We start from the raw sequence: 19293 nt of genomic DNA on the forward strand, positions 1-19293 counted from the left end.
GCGTTTAATGGATTGACTGCTGAAGTGTTGACGAAACGTGCGATCGCGTTAGTGCATTAAAGTTAGAATAGTTTCTCCTTTTATCGCAAATATACGTATATAAATGCTGAAAAATTGGGTTCAATGCGTATATTTGCGTTTTTTATTTAAAAGAATTTAGCAGACAGGAGAAATAGGGGTAAATTTACTGAAATTCGTTGACAATAACAGGTTTACGAGTCGCAAAAGTTAGTTTACGAGCCAGAAACTTAATTTACAAGTCGCAAAAGTTAGTTTGCGAGTCAAAAACTTAGTTTGCGAGTCAAAAACTTAGTTTGTGAGTCGCAAAAGTTAGTTTACAAGTCATAAAAGTTAGTTTACGAGTTCAAAAGTTGATTTACAAGCCAAGATAAAGCGCGATACTTTTATGGAAAACATGGCATTTAATGGATTAACTGTGGAGGCTTGACGAAAGGTGCGATCAAGTTAGTGCATTAAAGCTGGGTTTTGTAATTAGAATAGTTTGAATTTTTAACCGCATACACACGCAGATGAAGGTAGAGAGATAGACGTTTTAATGCGTGTATGTGCGGTTTTTATTATTCTTTTGGAAAAATATGCTGCTCCCTTAGTTCCATATTTGCTGGTTCAGCAGGTAAAACCTGAATCTTACCCAAAAACTATTGAAAGTATTACAGAACCGTACAACCATAACCATTTAAGGTAAAACTATTTATTTTCCAAAATGATAGTTATGTCATCTATTTCGGGAGTATAAATAATTCTCTTGACCAGCCATGTTTTGTTTTTTAATTGTACTTCTTCACCTACTCTCGGAATAAATTGTAAGTTATAATACTTACCTAGAAATTCTTCTGCATTCCCTTTCCAAAAAATTGTTCTTGTCAGTTCACCAGTTTTGTTACTCATTTTTCCTCCTCCTAATATTATTTATTTCTTGCAGTTTGTTCGTACTAGGAAAAACTGTTTAAGCAGTTTCACTCAGTAATCGCAGAATAAATTGGAGTGGAATTTCTACCCGATCGGAGCGATTATTTAGTTCAGAGCCTAGTCCATCAATCGCTTGCTCTAGAAGATAGGCAAAAAGCAGCACATCTAGTTCTTCTGTTGTCTTTGGCAAGAAAGATTCTTGATTAGCAGTTTCTAAATAAGAATTCAAAAAGCTAGTACTGACCCAGGTATACCAAAACTGTCCCCATTGTTCTAGAAGGGGTAAATTTTCAGGCACGATCATCCCAGATTCTTTTTGATAGCCCAGAGCTTCGTTAACTGCATAGTTGAAAGATAGCAACATTCCTGCTACATCTTGTAGAGGCGATCGCTTTATGCGTCGTTCGCTTAAACTGCGATCTGCTTTGCCTTCAAAATCAGGAATAATAAAGTCTTTTCCTGTGTAAAATACTTGCGATAAATGGTAGTTTCCATGATGACGAGTACGCAAGGCAGTAATTTTTTGCCCGACAACTAACTGAAAGCGTTCTAAGATTTTCTGTTGGCTATTAAGAACTTCTAATGCTAATGGTTGAATATCGGTTGGCAAGTAGTTTGCTCGTTCTTTTAACAACCGAAATACTTGTCCAGTTAAGTTACGTGCATTTTGATATATCGAACGTTGATAAAGTGATGAAAAAGATTCTGGAGCAAAGTCTGAGCTATCTATATTTGTAGCCAGTGCTATATGGAATTCAGCTGTGGATTTACCCAACAACTCAACACTTTGCAGGTAAGAAGTGATAGTTGCAATTGCCAATTCTGGAATCTCAATTCTCTGTAAATCCAACAATGAACCTGATGGCAAAGGCACTTCGGTAATAGTGGCGTGTTCTGTAGTCACTAAATCAAAGTACTTTTGCAAACTATCAAGGGTGTAGTCCCAGCCACTGCGAATATCTGAAATGAACTCTTGTAATATGCCTATAGTCGTGGGTAGGGCAGTTTTATTGCCTGTTTTATTTGCACGGCGGTACTCTAAAGCACCAGCTAGGAAAACTGATTGTTGCAAGCATTTTTTCTCGTATAGGAAACGCCGGATTTCTAAATCTGGGTACAAACCCTCCTCGACTTTGCGGAAGAGTTTCAACAACAAGCGATCGCCATAAACTATATAAGTATTGGTTTGTTCTTCTTTATTCAGGACAATTGGCTCACGATTGGTTAACTGTTGGCGCAATTCGGAGAATGAATCAGTAGTAGTGCCAAATAATTCTCCGGTTATCCCTTTATAAGAGTGATGATTAGCGATCGCATCATCTAGCAGTGAGGTGAGAAAGTTCTTATCTGCTAAAGCATCAAATAAAATTCCAACTTCTTGAGTATTGGGTGGAGGAGTGTCTGTTTTGCCTTGCACCCCAAGTCGCGCAATCACAGCTTGCGGCATTTCTGCCAAAAGATGTGTTGCTTGCTCACCTTCTGCATAGGCGAGAAACAACAGATAAGTTTCGTTGTTTCCCTGGGTATAATCTACCTGCAACCAAACAATTTGAGCTATCTGCTGGTTATAGGGTAAAGAAATTGCTTCAATGATTTGTACTGATTGTACAGTGCGAGTTTTGCCGCCAAACCAGCTACAGGTATAGAGGTAATCCCGCAGTGTTGATTCTAGAATGCTTTTTGACTCTCGTTGCCCAATCACATTCTGCCATGAACCATTTACCAACAGATAGCTCAAGTCTGCTTGGGGTTTAGGAGATTGCGTCAAGCTAGCTTTACGTTGTAAAGTGAACCAGTAAAACCCGTAAGGACTTAAGCTGAGGAAATAGGGCGATTCTGTAATCGGTGGGAACTCAGTGGAACCAAAAATTTCTACTGGTAGTAGCCCATTGAAGGTTGATAAATCTAACGCCACCGTTTGCACATAATGAGATAAATTTGCTACTACCAAGATATGTTCTTCAGAGGCGATCCGGCTGAAGGCAAAAACTTTGCGATTATTAGACTGTAGCAATTCAAAACGCCCTTCACCCAATGCCGGAAAACGTTTGCGAGTTGCAATTAAACGTTTCATCCAATACCAGAGAGAATTGGTATTAGTCCGTTGTGCCTCGACGTTGAGGGCTTCGTAGTGATATTCTGAGTCAACGATGACGGGTAGAAACAAGCGTTGCGGGTTGGCGCGACTAAAACCGGCGTTGCGGTCAGAACTCCACTGCATAGGTGTGCGAACACCATTGCGATCGCCTAGATAAACATTATCTCCCATGCCAATTTCATCACCGTAGTAAAGTACGGGGGTTCCTGGTAGGGATAATAGTAAACTATTGAGTAACTCAATTTGGCGGCGATCGTTGCCCAAAAGCGGCGCTAATCTACGGCGGATGCCTAAATTTACCCGCATCATTGGGTCTTGGGCATAGACCCCATACATAAAATCGCGGTCTTCATCTGTCACCATTTCTAGAGTCAGTTCGTCATGGTTGCGGAGGAACAATGCCCACTGACAGTTATCAGGAATGGATGGAGTTTGCTGGAGAATATCTACAATCGGGAAATTATCTTCCATCCGCAATGCCATAAACAAGCGCGGCATTAGGGGAAAATGAAAGTTCATGTGACACTCATCCCCCGCACCGTAATATTGCGCTGCATCTTCAGGCCATTGGTTCGCCTCAGCTAGTAACATCCGGTTAGGAAATTTTGCGTCGATGTGCGATCGCAACTCCTTCAAATACGCATGGGTTTCGGGTAAGTTTTCGCAGTTCGTTCCTTGCCGTTCGTATAGATAAGGCACAGCATCCATGCGTAGTCCATCTACACCCATCTCCAACCAAAAATCTAGAACATCAAATACTGCCTGACGCACCAAGGGATTGTCATAATTCAAATCAGGTTGATGGGAATAGAAACGATGCCAGCAATAAGCTTTGGCAACTGAATCCCAAGCCCAGTTAGATGTCTCAAAATCTTGGAAGATAATTCGCGCTTCTTGGTATTTTTCAGGAGTATCACTCCAAACATAAAAATCTCGCTCCTGACTCCCTTTTGGTGAGCGACGTGCTCTTTGAAACCAAGGATGTTGGTCAGAGGTATGGTTAATAATTAACTCAATAATTACACGAATACCCCGCTGATGAGCAGCTGTCAAAAACGCTTTAAAGTCTTCCAACGTGCCATAGATAGAATTGACACTAGTGTAATCGGCAATATCGTAACCATCATCCTTGAGTGGTGAAGGGAAAAAAGGTAACAACCAGATGGCAGTAATACCTAAATCTTGTAAGTAATCTAGTTTTTCTGTCAGCCCTGGAAAATCACCAATACCATCACCATTACTGTCGGCGAATGTGCGAACACCTAGTTCGTAGATAATTGCATTTTTAAACCATAATGGGTCATTTTTCAAGCTGGAGTTTGGCATTTTAAAAAGATATGCGATCGCATATCTAATAGAACTATATTTTTACTTGATACAATCGCTGAGATTATCATACACGAGTAATGTTTACACTTTCTTACTTAAGTAATGAAACTACCAAACGAGCTATATTTAGTCATAAATAATCATCCCAACTGCGTATATACATACAGCAGTTTTCATTTGCATGAAGTACAAAGTTACGGGTTTTGAGGCAGGAGGTAGAAGCTCTTTATATCTGATGCTCCCGTACTGCATTTTGTACTTCACTTAAAAAGCAATCTGCTGTATAACTTTTATTTTCGGGTGATAAAATGTAACAAAACTTATTGTAGACTATATCTTTAGTTAGGGGTTAAGTTAGCTAGCTGATGTACTTAAATTATATTTAACAGGACTTACGCACAGGTCACGGAAAATCAAACCACAGAGAACGCAGAGAACACAGAGGAATAAGAGTTAGAGAGGTTTTTTGCGTAAGTCCTATTTAAGTAGTGAATAAGCAGGAATGAGGATGAAGACGTTTCTTTAATTTTCTGATTACTGACCGCAGTTGCTCTATTTCAAGTTTTTCGTTCTTTTATTGTTACTTGCAGCTGGTCGATCGCGATCGCCTACTTGACGGTCAATTTGTACCAGTTCTTCCTTTGTTTGCTGGTTTAGTTCTTTGTCAATACCCCATCATCTGAATCCTTACGAGTAAATATATGCGACGATAGTATTAATTCATCACCCGCGATCGCGCAATTTATCTTCTACCAATGGGACGTACTTGTATGCTGTGGAGTGAAACAATTGCCACAGTTTCCCGATCGAGTGTGACAAATTCAACCTCATATCCTTTGCCACCCTGATGTACCAAAACAACTGTACTTAGATCACCCTGCTCTAAACTGTATTCTGGGAGATTAGTTGTCAGAAGAATGTCAAGTTCTTGAATCATCATCGCTGTCAATCTTATAGCTTCAGCCAACTATAATGTACTTAAGATTTTACACCAGGATGGAACCATGACTAACACTCAAAAGATGGTTCGCTTAAACTTAGATTTGTCACCTGAACTAAATCAGATATTAGACGAATTAGCAAATAAAATAGGCACAAGTAAAAGTGATGTTCTGCGTCAAGCTATAACCTTGATGCAAATTATAGTTATAGCTAAAGAGGAAACCAAAAAATTAGGAGTTCCAGAAGCAAATCAATTAATATTGAATGAAATCATTCTCCCATCTGAACAGCAGCCAAAACCGCATCCACTAGACACGTTTATGGAAAGGCTTGGCCCTTGGGAAGATGAACGTACTGCTGAGGAAATAGTCAAAGATATTTATGATAGCCGTACTATTTCTAACAATGACATTAGTCTATGACTTATTTACTTGATACTAATACTTGCATCTATTGGATTAAAGATATTAATTCAGTCAGAACTAAAGTGAGAGAAATAGGCTGGGAGCAAATTTATTTATATTTGCAGCATCACGGTTGCTGAGTTATATTTTGGTGCTTATAATTCTCAACAAGTAGTGGAAAATTTAACTCGTGCAGAAGAATTTATTCAAAACTTACCCGTTCTACCTTTAAACGATCCTGCTCTGAGAAAGTATGGTGAATTAAAAACAGAACTCCGTAGAATAGGACAAACTATTGCTGAATTTGATTTACTAATTGCTAGTGTTGCAGTTGCAAACAATTACACTTTAGTAACAAACAATACTCGTCACTACAGCCGCATTTCTAATTTAAAGTTGGAAAACTGGATTTCATCTGAAAAATATTAAGTATTTTACACTTTTGACTTAACTGCTTGCTGCGATGCTTGTAAAGTCTGAGGCAAACTCCAGTCAGGACGCAAGCTAGCGGCGTTGCGTAAATAAATATGATGAATTGAGGCGGAGGTTGGCAGATAAGCGTGAATTAAGAAGCGAATACAGAGCTGTAAGCTGCCTTCGACGTGCATTTGCTGCACATCTAACATAGCCACATTATCCCAACCAGGACGCGCTCTAGCGATCGCAGCTGGAAAAATTGCATCCAAATCGCGTGTCACTGAGAAAGTCACACTAATGATGTCCCTCGGCTGGAATTGATTCCGGTTTTCCAGTTCATCTAGTAGTTCTGTCACCACTTCTCGGATTGTCTCAACAGTATTTTCTGAAGCGGTTGTTGCTCCGCGAATAGCCCGCATTTGCCAGTCCACGCCAAAATCCTCCTTAATTAGTCATTGGTCGTTGGTCATTGGTCATTGGTCATTGGTCATTGGTCATTGGTCATTGGTCATTGGTCGTTGGTCATTGGTCATTGGTCATTGGTCGTTGGTCATTGGTCATTAGTCATTAGTCATTGGTCATTTGACTCTGAACAAAGGACAAAGGACAAATAACTAATGACAAACAACCATTTATGGTCGATATAACCACAGAGGTAAACCACTAGTAGACATTTCAAATTCGAGCCAATCAATACCAGCCCCAATTCCTGATGAAAACTGACGACTCCCTGGTATAAAGCGACTCAATAAAGGTTTACGCTCTTCTAGGGTATAGCAGAGAGTTTTTTCTGGATCGAGACCAACCAGTTCTGCTGTCCAACGACGGGCATCTTCTTCTGTGCCCAGGCGGTCTACAACACCCAAGGCTAGGGCTTGCTGTCCAGTAAAAATCCGCCCATCGGCGAAACTTTTCACAGCTTCTACTGTTAAAGAACGGCCCTCAGCTACTGTTTGGACAAACTGCTGATAACTTGTGTCAATCAACTCTTGCAGGATATTTTCTTCTGGTTGAGTCAGTTCTCGGTCAAAAGCCAAAATGTCTTTGTAAGGACCAGACTTAATTACCTGGAAGGAAACACCAATTTTATCTAGCAAGCGTTCCAAGTTATTTCCACGCAGAATCACACCAATGCTACCCGTAATCGTACCTGGGTTGGCGACGATGTGTTCGGCTCCCATGCCGATGTAGACTCCTCCAGAAGCCGAAATATTGCCAAAGCTAGCGACAATTTTGATTTTTTCGCGCAAACGCTTCAGGGCACTGTAGATTTCTTGAGAATCTCCGACTGTACCGCCAGGACTATCGATACGTAGCAATAATGCCGGAAACTTTTTTTCTTCTACAGTTTTCAGGGCTTCTAGGACGCGTTTGCGAGTAGCACTGGCGATCGCGCCAGTAATTTCAATCCGCGCAATTTGTTTTCTAAACTTGGGCTTAAACGGCCAAACCATGATCTGTCAACATACCTCGTAATAAATTCAATATAAGATGCCTAACGGTCAGACGACCTGCTTTCCTCTGTTAAGAAACATGAGCAGGCATTGTACTCATCAGAATTTTAAGGAAATTTTTATATTTCTCAGTGAGTTTTATTTAATATTCTCAATTAATGCTAATTAAACCCTTAAAGATTGCAGCTAGCACAAAATGCCAAACTCTAGTTTAGCGTTAACGTGATGATTTAGAAAGGCTAGTTTAGCTATTTTGTCAAATTCAAAGTGCTCAATGCTTTGTTATTCTAGCTTTTTAAATGCTTTAAGACTAGTTTACTGCGGTCTTGCACGTTTACTAGTTGTCAGTAATTAATAACTAATAACTAATGAATATATAAATATTTAATCAATCACTTTCACACTTAATTTAATTAATAAAAATCCATTCAGCAACACTAATCTCTATTTAGGTTAAGACCTGTAGTACTTTCACTCTAGTAAATATCACTTTTTGCTGTCTTCTACAGCCCAACATCTCCTGACGAAGCTATTTTTTACTACTTAAGAATTTATTCGTAAGATTTGATACCGATAATAGACAAACATATCAAACAGTGCCCCAACGAAACTACAGGTCAAGCTAATTACAAATAATCCGCGTAGGGGAGTTCCACTGCCGAAGGTGGCGAGAAAATGCATAATCTCAGTTGCGATCGCCTCAGTTAAGTCTTGTAAGCCAGGGAAGTGACCAATGAGGGATAGAAGGAGGAATCCGCCGCCAATGAAAAACATAGGAACGACAAAACTAAAAATGATTGTGAGTACTAGGGAGCGGAGAAAGTTAGTGAAAATAGTCATTTAAGACAAACTCCGTGAGTAGAGATGACAAAAGCTGAATAGCGGTTTGTCAATTTCTACAATACGGGCGATCGCTCAAAAGCAGCCAATCTGTCAAAAATCTTAAGTTTTCATTAAAATAAACGGCTAGTAGTTACAGCCCATGCTGGGGATATAAAAAATAACTTCAATCTACAAAAACCTTGCATAATGGAGGTTATAGCCAAGAGTACTACTTAGAGGTTGCTTTGCAGCACGTTAAATAACAGCTTCATTTTCTGAGAACATCTTTAATCTAAGTTAATATTCAGTCTTTTTATGGGAGTGGGGAGATAAGGGGACAAGGAGAATAATCCATGCCCAATGACAAATGACCAATGACAAATGACAAATGACAAATGACTTCCGCTATTCTTAAGGCAGTTACGAGTTAGCTAGAGAACATTGAACCAGACTACATCCAAATCCAGTTTAGAGGAATGGAGTCAGCGGCTGCTGGCAGCGATTTTTCTGGGTGGACAAGTACTAGTTCACCTATTGAAAGGCAAAATCCATCGGCGCAACACTTTAGAACAAATGGCAGCAGTTGGGCCAGATTCCCTATTTATTGCTCTACTTACGGCTATTTTCGTTGGCGCGGTGTTTACCATTCAGGTGGCGCGGGAATTTATCAACTTTGGCGCCGGAAACATTATCGGCGGAGTGCTTTCTGTAGCTTTGACACGAGAACTCTCTCCCGTGTTGACAGCAGTGGTTTTGGCAGGACGAGTCGGTTCTGCCTTTGCAGCAGAAATCGGTACCATGCGAGTCTCAGAACAAATCGATGCCATGTTGATGTTAAGAACAGATCCAATCGATTATCTAGTTATCCCCCGCGTCCTTGCTTGCTGTTTCATGCTACCAATTTTAACCCTTCTGTCTTTGGTGACAGGGATGTTCGGAGGATTCATCATTGCGACAAATATCTACAACCTGTCTGATACGGTATTTCTAGACTCAGCCCGTAACTTTCTTGGCATCTGGGATATTTTTAGCGCCATGATTAAAGCCTGTTGTTTTGGTATTTTAATCGCTGTAATTGGTTGCAGTTGGGGGTTGACGACAACAGGAGGTGCCAAAGGTGTAGGACAGTCAACTACAACTGCTGTTGTGACTGCCTTGCTGATTATATTTGTTAGCAACTTCTTTCTTTCTTGGTTAATGTTTCAGGGAACTGGCAGTGCATTCATCGGTATATAAAACTGATGAGTTAGGAGTGAGGAATTTTAACTCCTAACTCCTGACTCCTAAAATAGGAGAGATGCCTACTAAACAAAGCAGGATTTAAGACTGTGACCAGTTCATTTGCTTCTAACTCCACATCAACTGTGGAACTCAAGCCTAGTTACAATATACCTATAGTGTTGGTAATTGCCGCGATTCCACTACTATTGGTACTACCGTGGGTAGGCTCCGTTTTCACACTGTTTGGTTTTTTTCTCATGTTTCAGGCGTTAACGCTGCGTTTGCAATTTACCGCTACCGACTTAGATATTTACAGAGGCGAAAAATTGATTCGGCGCTTTCCCTACCAGGAATGGCAAAACTGGCGGATATTTTGGAATAGAGTCCCTATCTTGTTTTACTTTAAAGAAATTAAAAGTATTCACTTTTTGCCGATTTTATTTGACCCTAACACCTTGAAAACTTGTTTAGAACAACGTTGTCCGCGTATTTAGTGCTGAGTTCTGAGTCATTTTGATATAAACTCAGAACTCAGCACTCATGCTTAGGACTTTTATGGCAGGTCAATTGTAATATTTCTGAAAGCTATTTATTCGCGTCATCGGAATTACACTATTGTTTATGAACCCAGAGGCATCTCAAACCCCAGAACCAATTGATGAGCGGTTGACAGAAAAACCAGAAGAGAACAATGTAGTTGAACATCCAGTCAATCCATCAGTTGAGTCAGTAGTAGACACAAAAGCCATTAGCTCATCAGAGGACTACACAACTTTTGAGCCACTCATTTCCAATGCAGAAGTGGTAGATTCTACAGTAGAGCTAACAGAAAATTCAAATGGCGAGTTTGTCGTGCAGTTAGAAGCGGAAAATGTCGCCCTGGGGTCTGAAATAGGATCGGGAAATAATTCTTTATATACAGAAGCAGAGCAGCGAGTGGCAGAGTTGCAGAGTGCCCAAGCAGCTCTCAAGTCAGAAATAGCCAAGCTGCAAGCTTCTTACGAAAAGCTTCAGGCACAGGTGAGTGAAACTCAAACCTCACTGGGACGACTTGTGCAAGAGTCGCTAGTGCAGTTAGAACAACGCAAACAAACCCTGCAAATTTCTGTAGAACAATTAGAACGCCGTCAAGAACGTATCCGCAATGAGATGCGAACTACTTTTGCTGGTACATCCCAAGACTTGGCAATTCGGGTACAGGGTTTTAAAGACTATCTCACAGGTAGTTTACAGGATTTAGCTTCTGCCGCCGAGCAGTTGCAACTAACGCCAAGTGTGGTGGAACGAGAAAAACCATCTGTAAAAGAGGCTAAATCCGCTGAACCTCAACCTGGAATACCCCAATTTGCCCAACAGCAGTTTCAAGATACTACAAAGCAAATTCGCCGCCTAATTGACCAATACCGCAATAAACCAGATTACTACGGCCCACCGTGGCAACTACGCCGTACCTTTGAACCAATCCACGCTGAACGAATCTCCAACTGGTTTTTTACCCAAGGAGGAAGGGGTGGTTTGCGGACAATGGGTAGCCGCTTACAAAATATTCTGATTGCCTCATCTGCAATTTCTATATTACACAAGCTCTATGGCGATCGCGTCCGTACTTTAGTCTTAGCTAATACGCCGGAGCGATTAGGTGAATGGCGGCGCGGCTTGCAAGATTGTCTAGGAATCGGTCGCCCAGATTTCGGCCCAGACCGTGGTGTGGTATTATTTGAGGCATCTGATGCTCTGGCTCAAAAAGCAGACCGATTGACGAAAGCCAATCAACTGCCTTTAATTATTATTGACGATTCCGAAGAGCAAATCAGTCTGTCACTGCTACAATTTCCCCTGTGGTTAGCCTTTGCTCCTGACCCCAAAATAGTGAGAAACTATGATGATGACTTTTAAATGAGTCATTGGTCATTGGTCATTGGTCATTTGTCATTAGTCATTGGTCATTGGTCAAGAGTAATACCTCTTGACTTTTTTAAATTTTGAATTTTGAATTTTATTATGGCTATTTGGTTAACTCTGTGCGGAGCAATTGTGGTCATAGCGTACCTGCTGGGTTCTTTTCCCACTGGCTATATTGCTGTGAAGCAGTTAAAAGGTATTGATATTCGGGCGGTTGGTTCAGGTTCCACTGGCGCAACTAATGTACTAAGAACCTTGGGGAAAGGGCCAGGAGGATTGGTTTTAGTACTCGATTCCTTAAAGGGAGTATTAGCGATCGCTCTAGTTTATTGGTTGTTCAACTTTGAACCAATTCAAAATTATATCTCTCCAACGGTAGATGCACAACTGTGGCAACCGTGGCTGTTAACAATATCTGGATTAGCTGCCATTTTGGGACATAGTAAATCAATTTTTTTGGGCTTTACCGGTGGTAAATCTGTTGCTATCAGCTTGGGGATTTTGTTGGCAATGAGTTGGCAGGTAGGTTTAGCTACAGCGGGTGTGTTTGCTGTGGTTGTGGCAATATCGCGGATTGTCTCTTTAAGTTCAATTACAGGTGCGATCGCAGTTTCCATTTTCATGGTACTTTTCCATCAACCTTTACCCTATATTCTGTTTGGGATTGCCGGTGGGTTGTATGTAATTTTGCGCCATCGCACTAATATTGAACGACTGTTTGCGGGAACGGAGCCAAAAATTGGGCAACCTGTAGCGACAGAACCCGAACAAGCTGCATGATAGGGAAGTAGGAGCCTAACTCAAAACTCTTTTCTCAGAAGGGGAGAGCTTCTTCCAGAATTACTATCTATATTGATGTTTTAGGATTATGAACGAACGTTGCCTTTAATTAAACGGTGGAAAAGGCGGCAAGGCCACAAAAAAGCTCCACAAATACTGACTGAAGCGATGGCGGCCACAACTCGCCAACTTGAACTAGACCCGGTGTCAGACTCTGAAGGATGAGCTTGTGTATTTTTAGCTAATTCTGGCATTGAATGAGATAGCTGACTGGCTGTACTCACCCCTTCAATCGCTGCTCCAATTAGATAAGCTACTAGGGCAACTACTAGCCAGTTATTCATAATATTCCACTGTTTGAACTCTGAGCGTATGCTTGGCAGCGAGCAATTATTTGATTTTTCAGACTAATGATTGCCGCCTTGCCCTAAGATAATCGACCCTCAGCCGTATCACGAATTAGGGGCAGTTTAGATTTTATATAAGTGTTGAGAGTGCTATCTGCCTGGGCATCAAGCCCCTGCTTCGCTTGTAACTGCTGGAGAAGCAATTGTACTAAAGCAGCATCGTCAAACTGGAGCAGGGTGCTGACCTGGGTAGACTCGATTACAGCCCAAAGCTGTTGCATCATTTTCGCTGTCACCATGAGTCTGTAACCTCTTAAGCTTTTCTTTATATTTACACGCTTTTGGAATTTGTGGTTAATTTTTATCTGAAGATTTATAAAGATGTCGGCTAAAAATGCCTGAATCAGTTAAATATGTTAAGTTATAACGTTTTTCAATTTTGAACTACACAACTAACCACACGTTATATTAACGGTGCTATATAAAGAAATAAAACTGCCCAAAGACTTAAATTTTCCCTAACCGTTTTTTATAAGCAGGGAATTATAGCAAGGCTCTCGATCGGCCACAATGCAGACATACGTAGGCATTAATGCTTTTTTCGAGGGGAAACTTTTGTGGCTATCGGGTAATTTACTAGAACTTTATTGTAAAACTTTCGCACAAGCTCCTTCCTGACCAGAAGGATCGGGAAAAACTGCTAAGGTGTGATATTCAGGGTTATCTGTTTTATATATCACTCGAAAAGTATACAACTTGTTTTTCCCTTGCGCTTCGGTAACAACTGTTAAAAGTGTATTGCTAGTGGGAGGAAGTCCAGGAATATCCAGTTTTTGAATTCGTCTAAGTTGAATTACATTGGCTGCGGAGTTTTTACAATCTCCTGAACTACTATTAGCTTGTTGACCAAACTGCATACATACTGGCCCATCAAAATCCATAGTTACCTCTGATGGGTCATTTAACCAAACTTTTTTAATTACTTCTCCAGCCGGAATAAAACTTAAGTTTGTTCCTTGTTGATACCAAACGTCGATCGTAGGTATTAGTCCCCCTAAACCCTGTGCTTGGCAGGAAAATACGGAACGCAGAACGGCGTTATTAGCTACAGCACGACCTACGAACAAGAACATAGCAACCGAGAAAATTAAGGAAGCTATAGGTAGGAAATAAGAACGTTCTGGATTATTTCCTGACAAGTTAATATTCTTTTTCATGGTTGCAAATATATAAAATTGGTATAAATATTACCCCTTAAAACTGAGTTGGTTGATTAACGTAAATTTCAATATTTGTGCCTGCTGGTAAAAACCACACACCACCTTGCTGTTGCATTTGGGCGATCGCCTGTTGATTGCGTTGGGCAATTTGGGGTGTCATAGCGCTGACACCACCTTCCAGAACCGCAGCTCCAAGATTGCGTCTGTTATCAGTGATAGTAGTAGGGTAGTAGGAGGTAGAGGTTTGTGGTTGCGATTCACCCTCGCCGTTGCCAGATGTATTAGCTTGAGTTGTTGTTGGATATGGTATATTTACGATTTTGGTATCAGGGCGATTTACTAACTCTGCTGCTTTGCCAATTCCTCCCAAAACGAATTGTCCTATATCCATCGAGGCTATAGACGAACTTTGACCGGGATATTTATTTGCGATTAAAGGTTTACCTTGGATACCGCGAAGAATAATTGCATTGTTGGGTAGGCTTTGTTCTGTACGGTTGCCATTATTTTGCGAGATAACTTTGATTACGTTCATCTGCAAAAGACCTTGTTCAGAAAGCGAACCAATTTCAGTGAGGAATTCGGTGTTTGCAGGTAGAGCGATCGTACCATCGGTAGATTTTAGCGGTTCTTTCAATCGGATCACAAATACGTTTTTCGCTTCATCTGCATCACCACCACCGCCTGACTTATTACTAGTTTCTCCAAATATTGCTGTCGCCAACACAGCTTTGGCACTACTCCCAACTGCTACAGATTTCTGTCCCTGCGGTTGGGCTTGACTAACCGCAGAATTTTCCGGTTGTGGGGTTTGCTCAGGATCGGGGTTTGATGTCTCTTGCTGCGGCTGCGTATTTTTTGCAGGTTCCAAAGTAGCTATATTACTAGTAGGTTGATTGCTAGGATTGACTTGACCGTAGCTACCTAACTTTGCTAACCTTGCCCACTCTTCAAATGGGCTTGGTGGAGGTGGTGGAGTTACATTAACGATCGGTTGAGTGGCGTTCACAACTGGTGGCTGGGGCGATCGCGAAGGTTGAGAAGCAGGTACTCTAATGACGCGCTCAACTGTCACTGTCCGAGGTACATAAGCTGTTGGTGGGGGTGTTGGGATCGCTTTCTGTCTAACTGAGGGTTGTCGTAAGGCTACTGTCGGCGTTGATTTGGCAATTCTAAGCTGTTGTTGGGCAGCTTTCACCATCTGTGCTTGTTCTGTCAGAGCTAATTTCGTTTTGAGAGTATCTATTTGGCCTTCCATCTGTTGAGATATGGATTCATCAGTAGGCTGCTCTTGCACTGGTGGAGAAACAATATTTTTTGGCTTTTGATTGCTGCCACTCATCAACTGAGACAAAAACACACCACCCACCAAAACGATCGCTAAGGTAGCAGCTCCTACCAAGCCTAACTTGGCAAAGGGATTAGATGAGAGTGCTTGCTTGGTCTGAACTTCTTGTGGAAAAGATAGCGACTCTGGCGGCGTTGCAGAGTCTTCCGTTCCTTGGCTATCACTAGAAGAAGATTCTTCTTCAAAGCCGACCAACCTTGACATCCGCGATTCCCAATCTACAGATTCTACTTCTGGTTGGCGATCGTCGGTAGTTAGAGTAAATCCATTATTTTGGGGAGGCGTTTGGGCAGGAATTGAGTATCGGGTCATGGTAGAGCCTTGTTTGGATTTCCAGAACAATTATTATCTTTAATTTCACATATATTATAAATTTCTAATCTGGCTTCTCCAAGGCGGTAAGCTGCAAACTGCGACGGTAGTGCTGCATTTGGTAGTGAAGTTGTAGGTCGATCTATTACTCTAACTAAAATTTGTTTATTAAAGGAAACTGATTTCCCTAATTTATCATAACTGTTAAAAATTAATTGATTGGCAAGTATCTCTACTTTCCACTTTCCATTACTTATTTCTTTCGGTTGAGAAACTTTTTGGATTACTAAGACATTCTCCGCTCCTCGATTAACATTTTCAAATTGGCTATCTGGATTTAAATTAGTAATTTCTGACTTAAGTTTTTCTTTAAAATCATCAGCTACTAGTTGGGAAGTAATTTCCCAGACTTGTGTTGGTGGCTGCTGTTGTGACCAGGTAAGCATTAAACTCATAGTTTCACCCACAAAGCGCCGAATAGTCTCTGGTTGCCGCTCTAAATTGGGTTGGGGGTCTACCGTTATAGCATGACCATCAACAAGTTGCACTAAACTTTGAGGTGTGAGTTGTCGACCTAACTGTTGTAACATAGACCAGTGAAATATTAGTAACAGCAAGGTAAATAGATGTAAACCAAACGTTCCTACTGCCAACAGGGGTAAAGGGCTATTTTTTTTATTTTCTGGTTTGAGTAATTGCATTAATAATTGATCGTATAATATTGAACTATTTTCACGTCAGAAATCGATTATCTGATAAAACTATCAGATGTTTGTCCAGTTCTGCATTGTTTTGATTTATCTTGGTTCAGGTTGTTGTAATCATCTAGCAAACATAAATTACGAATTTCATAAATTTCTAGTCTATCAGCGCGGACACTATAAATTGCTTTTTGCAAATCGGTACTATTGTCGGCTTGGGGATTAGCGAAATAATCTGCTGCACGTACAAGGAAATCTTTATTAAAAGGAGTTATAAGTTTTGCACCACTAACTCGATTTTTTTGAATTAAGTCGGCTACCATACCGACTTGCCACTTCCCTGGTGCAATTTGTTTTGGCGGATAAAGTCTCTTAATTACTAATTGTGATGTCATCGCTTGGTTGGGATTTTCCGAGAAAACTTCTGGCGGTGTGATTTCTGCAACTGTGCTTAAGAAACCTTTGCGAAAGTCTTCTGACAAGGCAAAACTAGCTACCCAACTGCTGGTAGTAATTTTTTGGCTACTACCTTGAGGTGTGTTAATCAGTATTCCTAAATCGAATTTGGGGTTTGCGACTTCTTCAATAGTTTGTGGTGGTAAGGTTCCAGACCAACTAAACATTGATATCATCGTTTTGCTGATAAATTGGCGAATTGCTTCTGGTTCTCTTGCTAAATCATCAATATTAGCTACTGGTTTACCGTCGATTAATTGCACAAAGTTGGGAGGTTTTCTCAGACTGAGTTGGCGAATATTTAGCCCTTGTAATAAGAATAAAAATAAAACTAATATATGTAAACTAAAGGTTGCGATCGCAAAAAATGTTAAAACACTTGCCGTTGCTTGTCTTTTTTCTAGTAAACGCACCATTTCCTCACCTCCTACTCCAAAAACTTCAGCTAATTATATAATATGATTTTTTGCATATACTTACTATTTACAACACTTACATTTAGTCATTTTTAATTTTTAATTTTCTATATTCTCTCTTTGACTAAAGAAGCTGTATTGCTGATAGCACTGAAGACCGCAAAACCGCCAGCAGCAGCCACAAGTAAAGATAAAATTGGTGCTAAAATTCCCAGAAAAATTATGAACCACATTAAATCTGGATCGACATTAGCATTTTGACCTGGGCCATTGACAATCACTGCGGCAGTCAGCACAGCAATAATATTGAATGAAATTTTGGCGATTCCAATAGATAAAAAGCCAGTCAGCCATGCAAAAATTGGTTTACCAGCTACAGGTAGTAAAGATCCACCTACAGCAATTGGCCCTAAAGCTGCTATTAACAACATAGTAGCTTCTATCAAATTTTGGAAGGCATATTGTAAGGAAACTAAAAAGTTTTTGATGCTCGTTTGGACTGTAGAACCTAACAGAGAATTAAAAGAGGTTTCTGATACAATGCCAGTGCCATATCTGATATTATCTACCTTAGTTTGTAGTCTATTTATCCAGTTTTTATTTCCATAAATATTTCTATATTTCTGCCAGAGAACGTTGACTTTTTCAGCAGCTTTCACAAAGCATTGACTTTGTTGTTCGCCAGTAAGTGATTGACAAGGACGTAGTAAAGAACCAGCTACTTCTTCAGCAACACTCATATTCAGTGCTTGCTGGTATATTTTGCCTGCATCTGCTGATACCACTACTTGCTGATTCACAGTATTTAAAAAATTCCGCACTCCCAGCGTCAGATTAGAAAGTATACTTCCATTGCCTGAATTACTTAAAAGTACTACCACAATAAAAGGCCAAATTAAAGCTGATATGGGACGGCTGTATTCATAGGATATTAAGTCTTTGAGGAATTGTATCATAAAAAATAACAAGGTTCCTACAGCAAAAAAAATACCCAGATTAGTCAGCGTTCCATACAAATTATTACTAGTATTAGTTTGTAATAACTCCAGCCATTGTTTGTCCCAACCTTCGGCCAGACTTTGGGAAGTTGCGGCACCATTATCGAGAATCTGATCGATGCCTACTTGGGCAAAAATTAGTTTAATAGCAAGTTGCATTTTGAATTTATCGGCTGTTTTTTTTAGATTTAGTAGGGTACGTTAGGAAGGTAACGCACTCTACCAAACTTTTTTTAGATTTTCTGTTGGCTTGTCATCAGTTAAAGGGTTTTAAAAGTTCTTTGGAAAGTTAGAGTTTTTTAGCTTCAAATCCTTATTATTAACGTTTCTACCAAACAAATCTAGTTGAGAAGTTGCTCGTAAAAGTCGCGCTGCTTCTGTAGATGTTTCGACTCTTCGAGCGCGATTCGCTTCTTCCGCCTGCTGAGAAATATTTGCTAAATTTAAGTTGGAATATTGCAAAGACTGATTATTTTGTAATGATTGAGCAAATGTTTCCGCTACAATTTTTACTTGTTCCTGTTGAATTTTCATCATTTGGACTTGACTTACACCTAGCAATTCTGCCAGTCCAGAAATAGCATTTGCTGCTGGATCGGCTGTCTTAGCTGCATTAATACCGGTTTTAATTTGCTCGAGAAATGTTCTATTAGTACCCTCTGTTTCCTCAGCAAATCCCTCAATATCTTCCAGACTTTTCTCTGTATTTTCTAACTTTGTTTTTGTCCTAGTTTGTCCATTTTTACCGAGAACACCTACCGCTACTCCCCGGGTAATTATACGATTAAGTTCATTACTAATTAAATTTCCCCGTACTGCCGCATTATTCTCAAAGCGAGTTGATTTAGCATCTGAATTATAAGAGTAGTTAATTGAATCATCACGAATTTTTTGTCCCGCGGCAACGGGGTTAGGTATCTTCAAATCTCCCTTGGCACTCTCAATAGCAATTTGACTCTGGGCTTGTTCTAAAGGGTTTAAGGTATACTTCAAATTATTATGTTGAAAGTAATCTTGCATATCTTGGGAATATGATTGAAAGTCAGTCCAAACCTGACCTAATCCGCCCGTCTGAATTTGTGCAATTGCTGGTAGTATTGCCAGGGATAGCAAGGTAAAAGTAAAAATGGTAGTTTTTTGCATACATCAGTGCCTGAAAAAGGTAGACTACATTATATAGTGAGGTAAAAATTTAG

Annotated in this window: 21 protein-coding genes; 7 read left to right on the forward strand and 14 right to left on the reverse strand. The window is 40.3% G+C overall.

The features are described 5' to 3' along the window. Positions 1-708 precede the first annotated feature (708 nt). From V7K41_RS03970 to V7K41_RS03980, 3 genes are all read right to left on the reverse strand, one after another. A complete protein-coding gene (locus V7K41_RS03970) occupies positions 709-909 on the reverse strand; it encodes a hypothetical protein (protein ID WP_334845825.1) in 201 nt (66 codons plus the stop codon). Between the two features lie 58 nt (positions 910-967). Continuing rightward, entirely contained in the window at positions 968-4354 is a 3387-nt protein-coding gene (treS, locus tag V7K41_RS03975; RefSeq protein WP_334845826.1) for a maltose alpha-D-glucosyltransferase, read from the reverse strand. A gap of 745 nt (positions 4355-5099) precedes the next feature. Continuing rightward, positions 5100-5324, reverse strand: a complete 225-nt coding sequence (locus tag V7K41_RS03980; protein ID WP_334845827.1) for a DUF4926 domain-containing protein — start codon at positions 5322-5324, stop codon at positions 5100-5102. A gap of 37 nt (positions 5325-5361) precedes the next feature. On the opposite strand from V7K41_RS03980, the gene V7K41_RS03985 reads away from it, so the two are divergent. Together V7K41_RS03985 and V7K41_RS03990 are read left to right on the forward strand one after the other, a co-directional pair. Further along, positions 5362-5721 (forward strand): CopG family transcriptional regulator, encoded by a 360-nt coding sequence (locus V7K41_RS03985; protein WP_334845828.1) that lies wholly within the window; start codon positions 5362-5364, stop codon positions 5719-5721. A gap of 108 nt (positions 5722-5829) precedes the next feature. After that, the gene (locus tag V7K41_RS03990; RefSeq protein WP_334845968.1) at positions 5830-6132 is read left to right on the forward strand and encodes a PIN domain-containing protein; all 303 of its coding nucleotides are present in this window, start codon (positions 5830-5832) and stop codon (positions 6130-6132) included. 5 nt (positions 6133-6137) lie between these two features. Here the strand turns inward: V7K41_RS03990 and aroH are convergent, their stop codons facing one another. Next, entirely contained in the window at positions 6138-6551 is a 414-nt protein-coding gene (gene aroH, locus V7K41_RS03995) for a chorismate mutase (protein ID WP_334845829.1), read from the reverse strand. A gap of 24 nt (positions 6552-6575) precedes the next feature. On the opposite strand from aroH, the gene V7K41_RS04000 reads away from it, so the two are divergent. Then, on the forward strand, positions 6576-6734 hold the full coding sequence (locus tag V7K41_RS04000; RefSeq protein WP_334845830.1) for a hypothetical protein: 159 nt from the start codon (positions 6576-6578) through the stop codon (positions 6732-6734). A gap of 18 nt (positions 6735-6752) precedes the next feature. Here V7K41_RS04000 and sppA read toward each other — a convergent pair whose 3' ends face one another. Together sppA and V7K41_RS04010 are read right to left on the reverse strand one after the other, a co-directional pair. Further along, positions 6753-7574, reverse strand: a complete 822-nt coding sequence (gene sppA / locus V7K41_RS04005; RefSeq protein WP_334845831.1) for a signal peptide peptidase SppA — start codon at positions 7572-7574, stop codon at positions 6753-6755. Positions 7575-8117: 543 nt separating this feature from the next. Beyond that, positions 8118-8414: a hypothetical protein gene (locus V7K41_RS04010; RefSeq protein ID WP_292870244.1), complete on the reverse strand. Its 297-nt coding sequence runs from the start codon at positions 8412-8414 to the stop codon at positions 8118-8120. A gap of 423 nt (positions 8415-8837) precedes the next feature. On the opposite strand from V7K41_RS04010, the gene V7K41_RS04015 reads away from it, so the two are divergent. The 4 genes from V7K41_RS04015 (at position 8838) to plsY (ending at position 12299) form a co-directional block, all read left to right on the forward strand. Continuing rightward, positions 8838-9632: an MlaE family lipid ABC transporter permease subunit gene (locus V7K41_RS04015; protein ID WP_334845832.1), complete on the forward strand. Its 795-nt coding sequence runs from the start codon at positions 8838-8840 to the stop codon at positions 9630-9632. Positions 9633-9724: 92 nt separating this feature from the next. Next, positions 9725-10111 (forward strand): DUF3119 family protein, encoded by a 387-nt coding sequence (locus tag V7K41_RS04020; protein ID WP_334845833.1) that lies wholly within the window; start codon positions 9725-9727, stop codon positions 10109-10111. Between the two features lie 127 nt (positions 10112-10238). Then, positions 10239-11513, forward strand: coding sequence for a DUF3086 domain-containing protein (locus tag V7K41_RS04025; RefSeq protein ID WP_334845834.1), 1275 nt, complete (start codon positions 10239-10241; stop codon positions 11511-11513). A 105-nt stretch (positions 11514-11618) separates the two neighbouring features. Further along, positions 11619-12299, forward strand: coding sequence for a glycerol-3-phosphate 1-O-acyltransferase PlsY (plsY, locus tag V7K41_RS04030; protein ID WP_334845835.1), 681 nt, complete (start codon positions 11619-11621; stop codon positions 12297-12299). A gap of 86 nt (positions 12300-12385) precedes the next feature. Here the strand turns inward: plsY and V7K41_RS04035 are convergent, their stop codons facing one another. From V7K41_RS04035 to V7K41_RS04070, 8 genes are all read right to left on the reverse strand, one after another. Continuing rightward, positions 12386-12643 carry a hypothetical protein gene (locus V7K41_RS04035; RefSeq protein ID WP_334845836.1) on the reverse strand — a complete coding sequence of 86 codons (258 nt, stop codon included), beginning with the start codon at positions 12641-12643 and terminating at the stop codon, positions 12386-12388. An 83-nt stretch (positions 12644-12726) separates the two neighbouring features. Beyond that, positions 12727-12945 carry a hypothetical protein gene (locus V7K41_RS04040; RefSeq protein WP_334845837.1) on the reverse strand — a complete coding sequence of 73 codons (219 nt, stop codon included), beginning with the start codon at positions 12943-12945 and terminating at the stop codon, positions 12727-12729. 345 nt (positions 12946-13290) lie between these two features. After that, a complete protein-coding gene (locus tag V7K41_RS04045; RefSeq protein WP_334845838.1) occupies positions 13291-13863 on the reverse strand; it encodes a hypothetical protein in 573 nt (190 codons plus the stop codon). 37 nt (positions 13864-13900) lie between these two features. Next, entirely contained in the window at positions 13901-15526 is a 1626-nt protein-coding gene (locus V7K41_RS04050) for a hypothetical protein (protein ID WP_334845839.1), read from the reverse strand. Further along, positions 15523-16227, reverse strand: a complete 705-nt coding sequence (locus tag V7K41_RS04055; RefSeq protein ID WP_334845840.1) for a hypothetical protein — start codon at positions 16225-16227, stop codon at positions 15523-15525. The genes V7K41_RS04050 and V7K41_RS04055 overlap by 4 nt, the downstream gene beginning before the upstream one ends. A 47-nt stretch (positions 16228-16274) precedes the next feature. Further along, positions 16275-17099 (reverse strand): hypothetical protein, encoded by an 825-nt coding sequence (locus tag V7K41_RS04060; RefSeq protein WP_334845841.1) that lies wholly within the window; start codon positions 17097-17099, stop codon positions 16275-16277. Positions 17100-17206: 107 nt separating this feature from the next. Continuing rightward, entirely contained in the window at positions 17207-18256 is a 1050-nt protein-coding gene (locus tag V7K41_RS04065) for a hypothetical protein (RefSeq protein ID WP_334845842.1), read from the reverse strand. Between the two features lie 111 nt (positions 18257-18367). Further along, the gene (locus V7K41_RS04070) at positions 18368-19240 is read right to left on the reverse strand and encodes a hypothetical protein (RefSeq protein WP_334845843.1); all 873 of its coding nucleotides are present in this window, start codon (positions 19238-19240) and stop codon (positions 18368-18370) included. Positions 19241-19293: the final 53 nt, after the last annotated feature.

Origin of the sequence: Nostoc sp. (assembly GCF_036917415.1) — a bacterium.
Taxonomy (GTDB): Bacteria; Cyanobacteriota; Cyanobacteriia; order Cyanobacteriales; family Nostocaceae; genus Nostoc.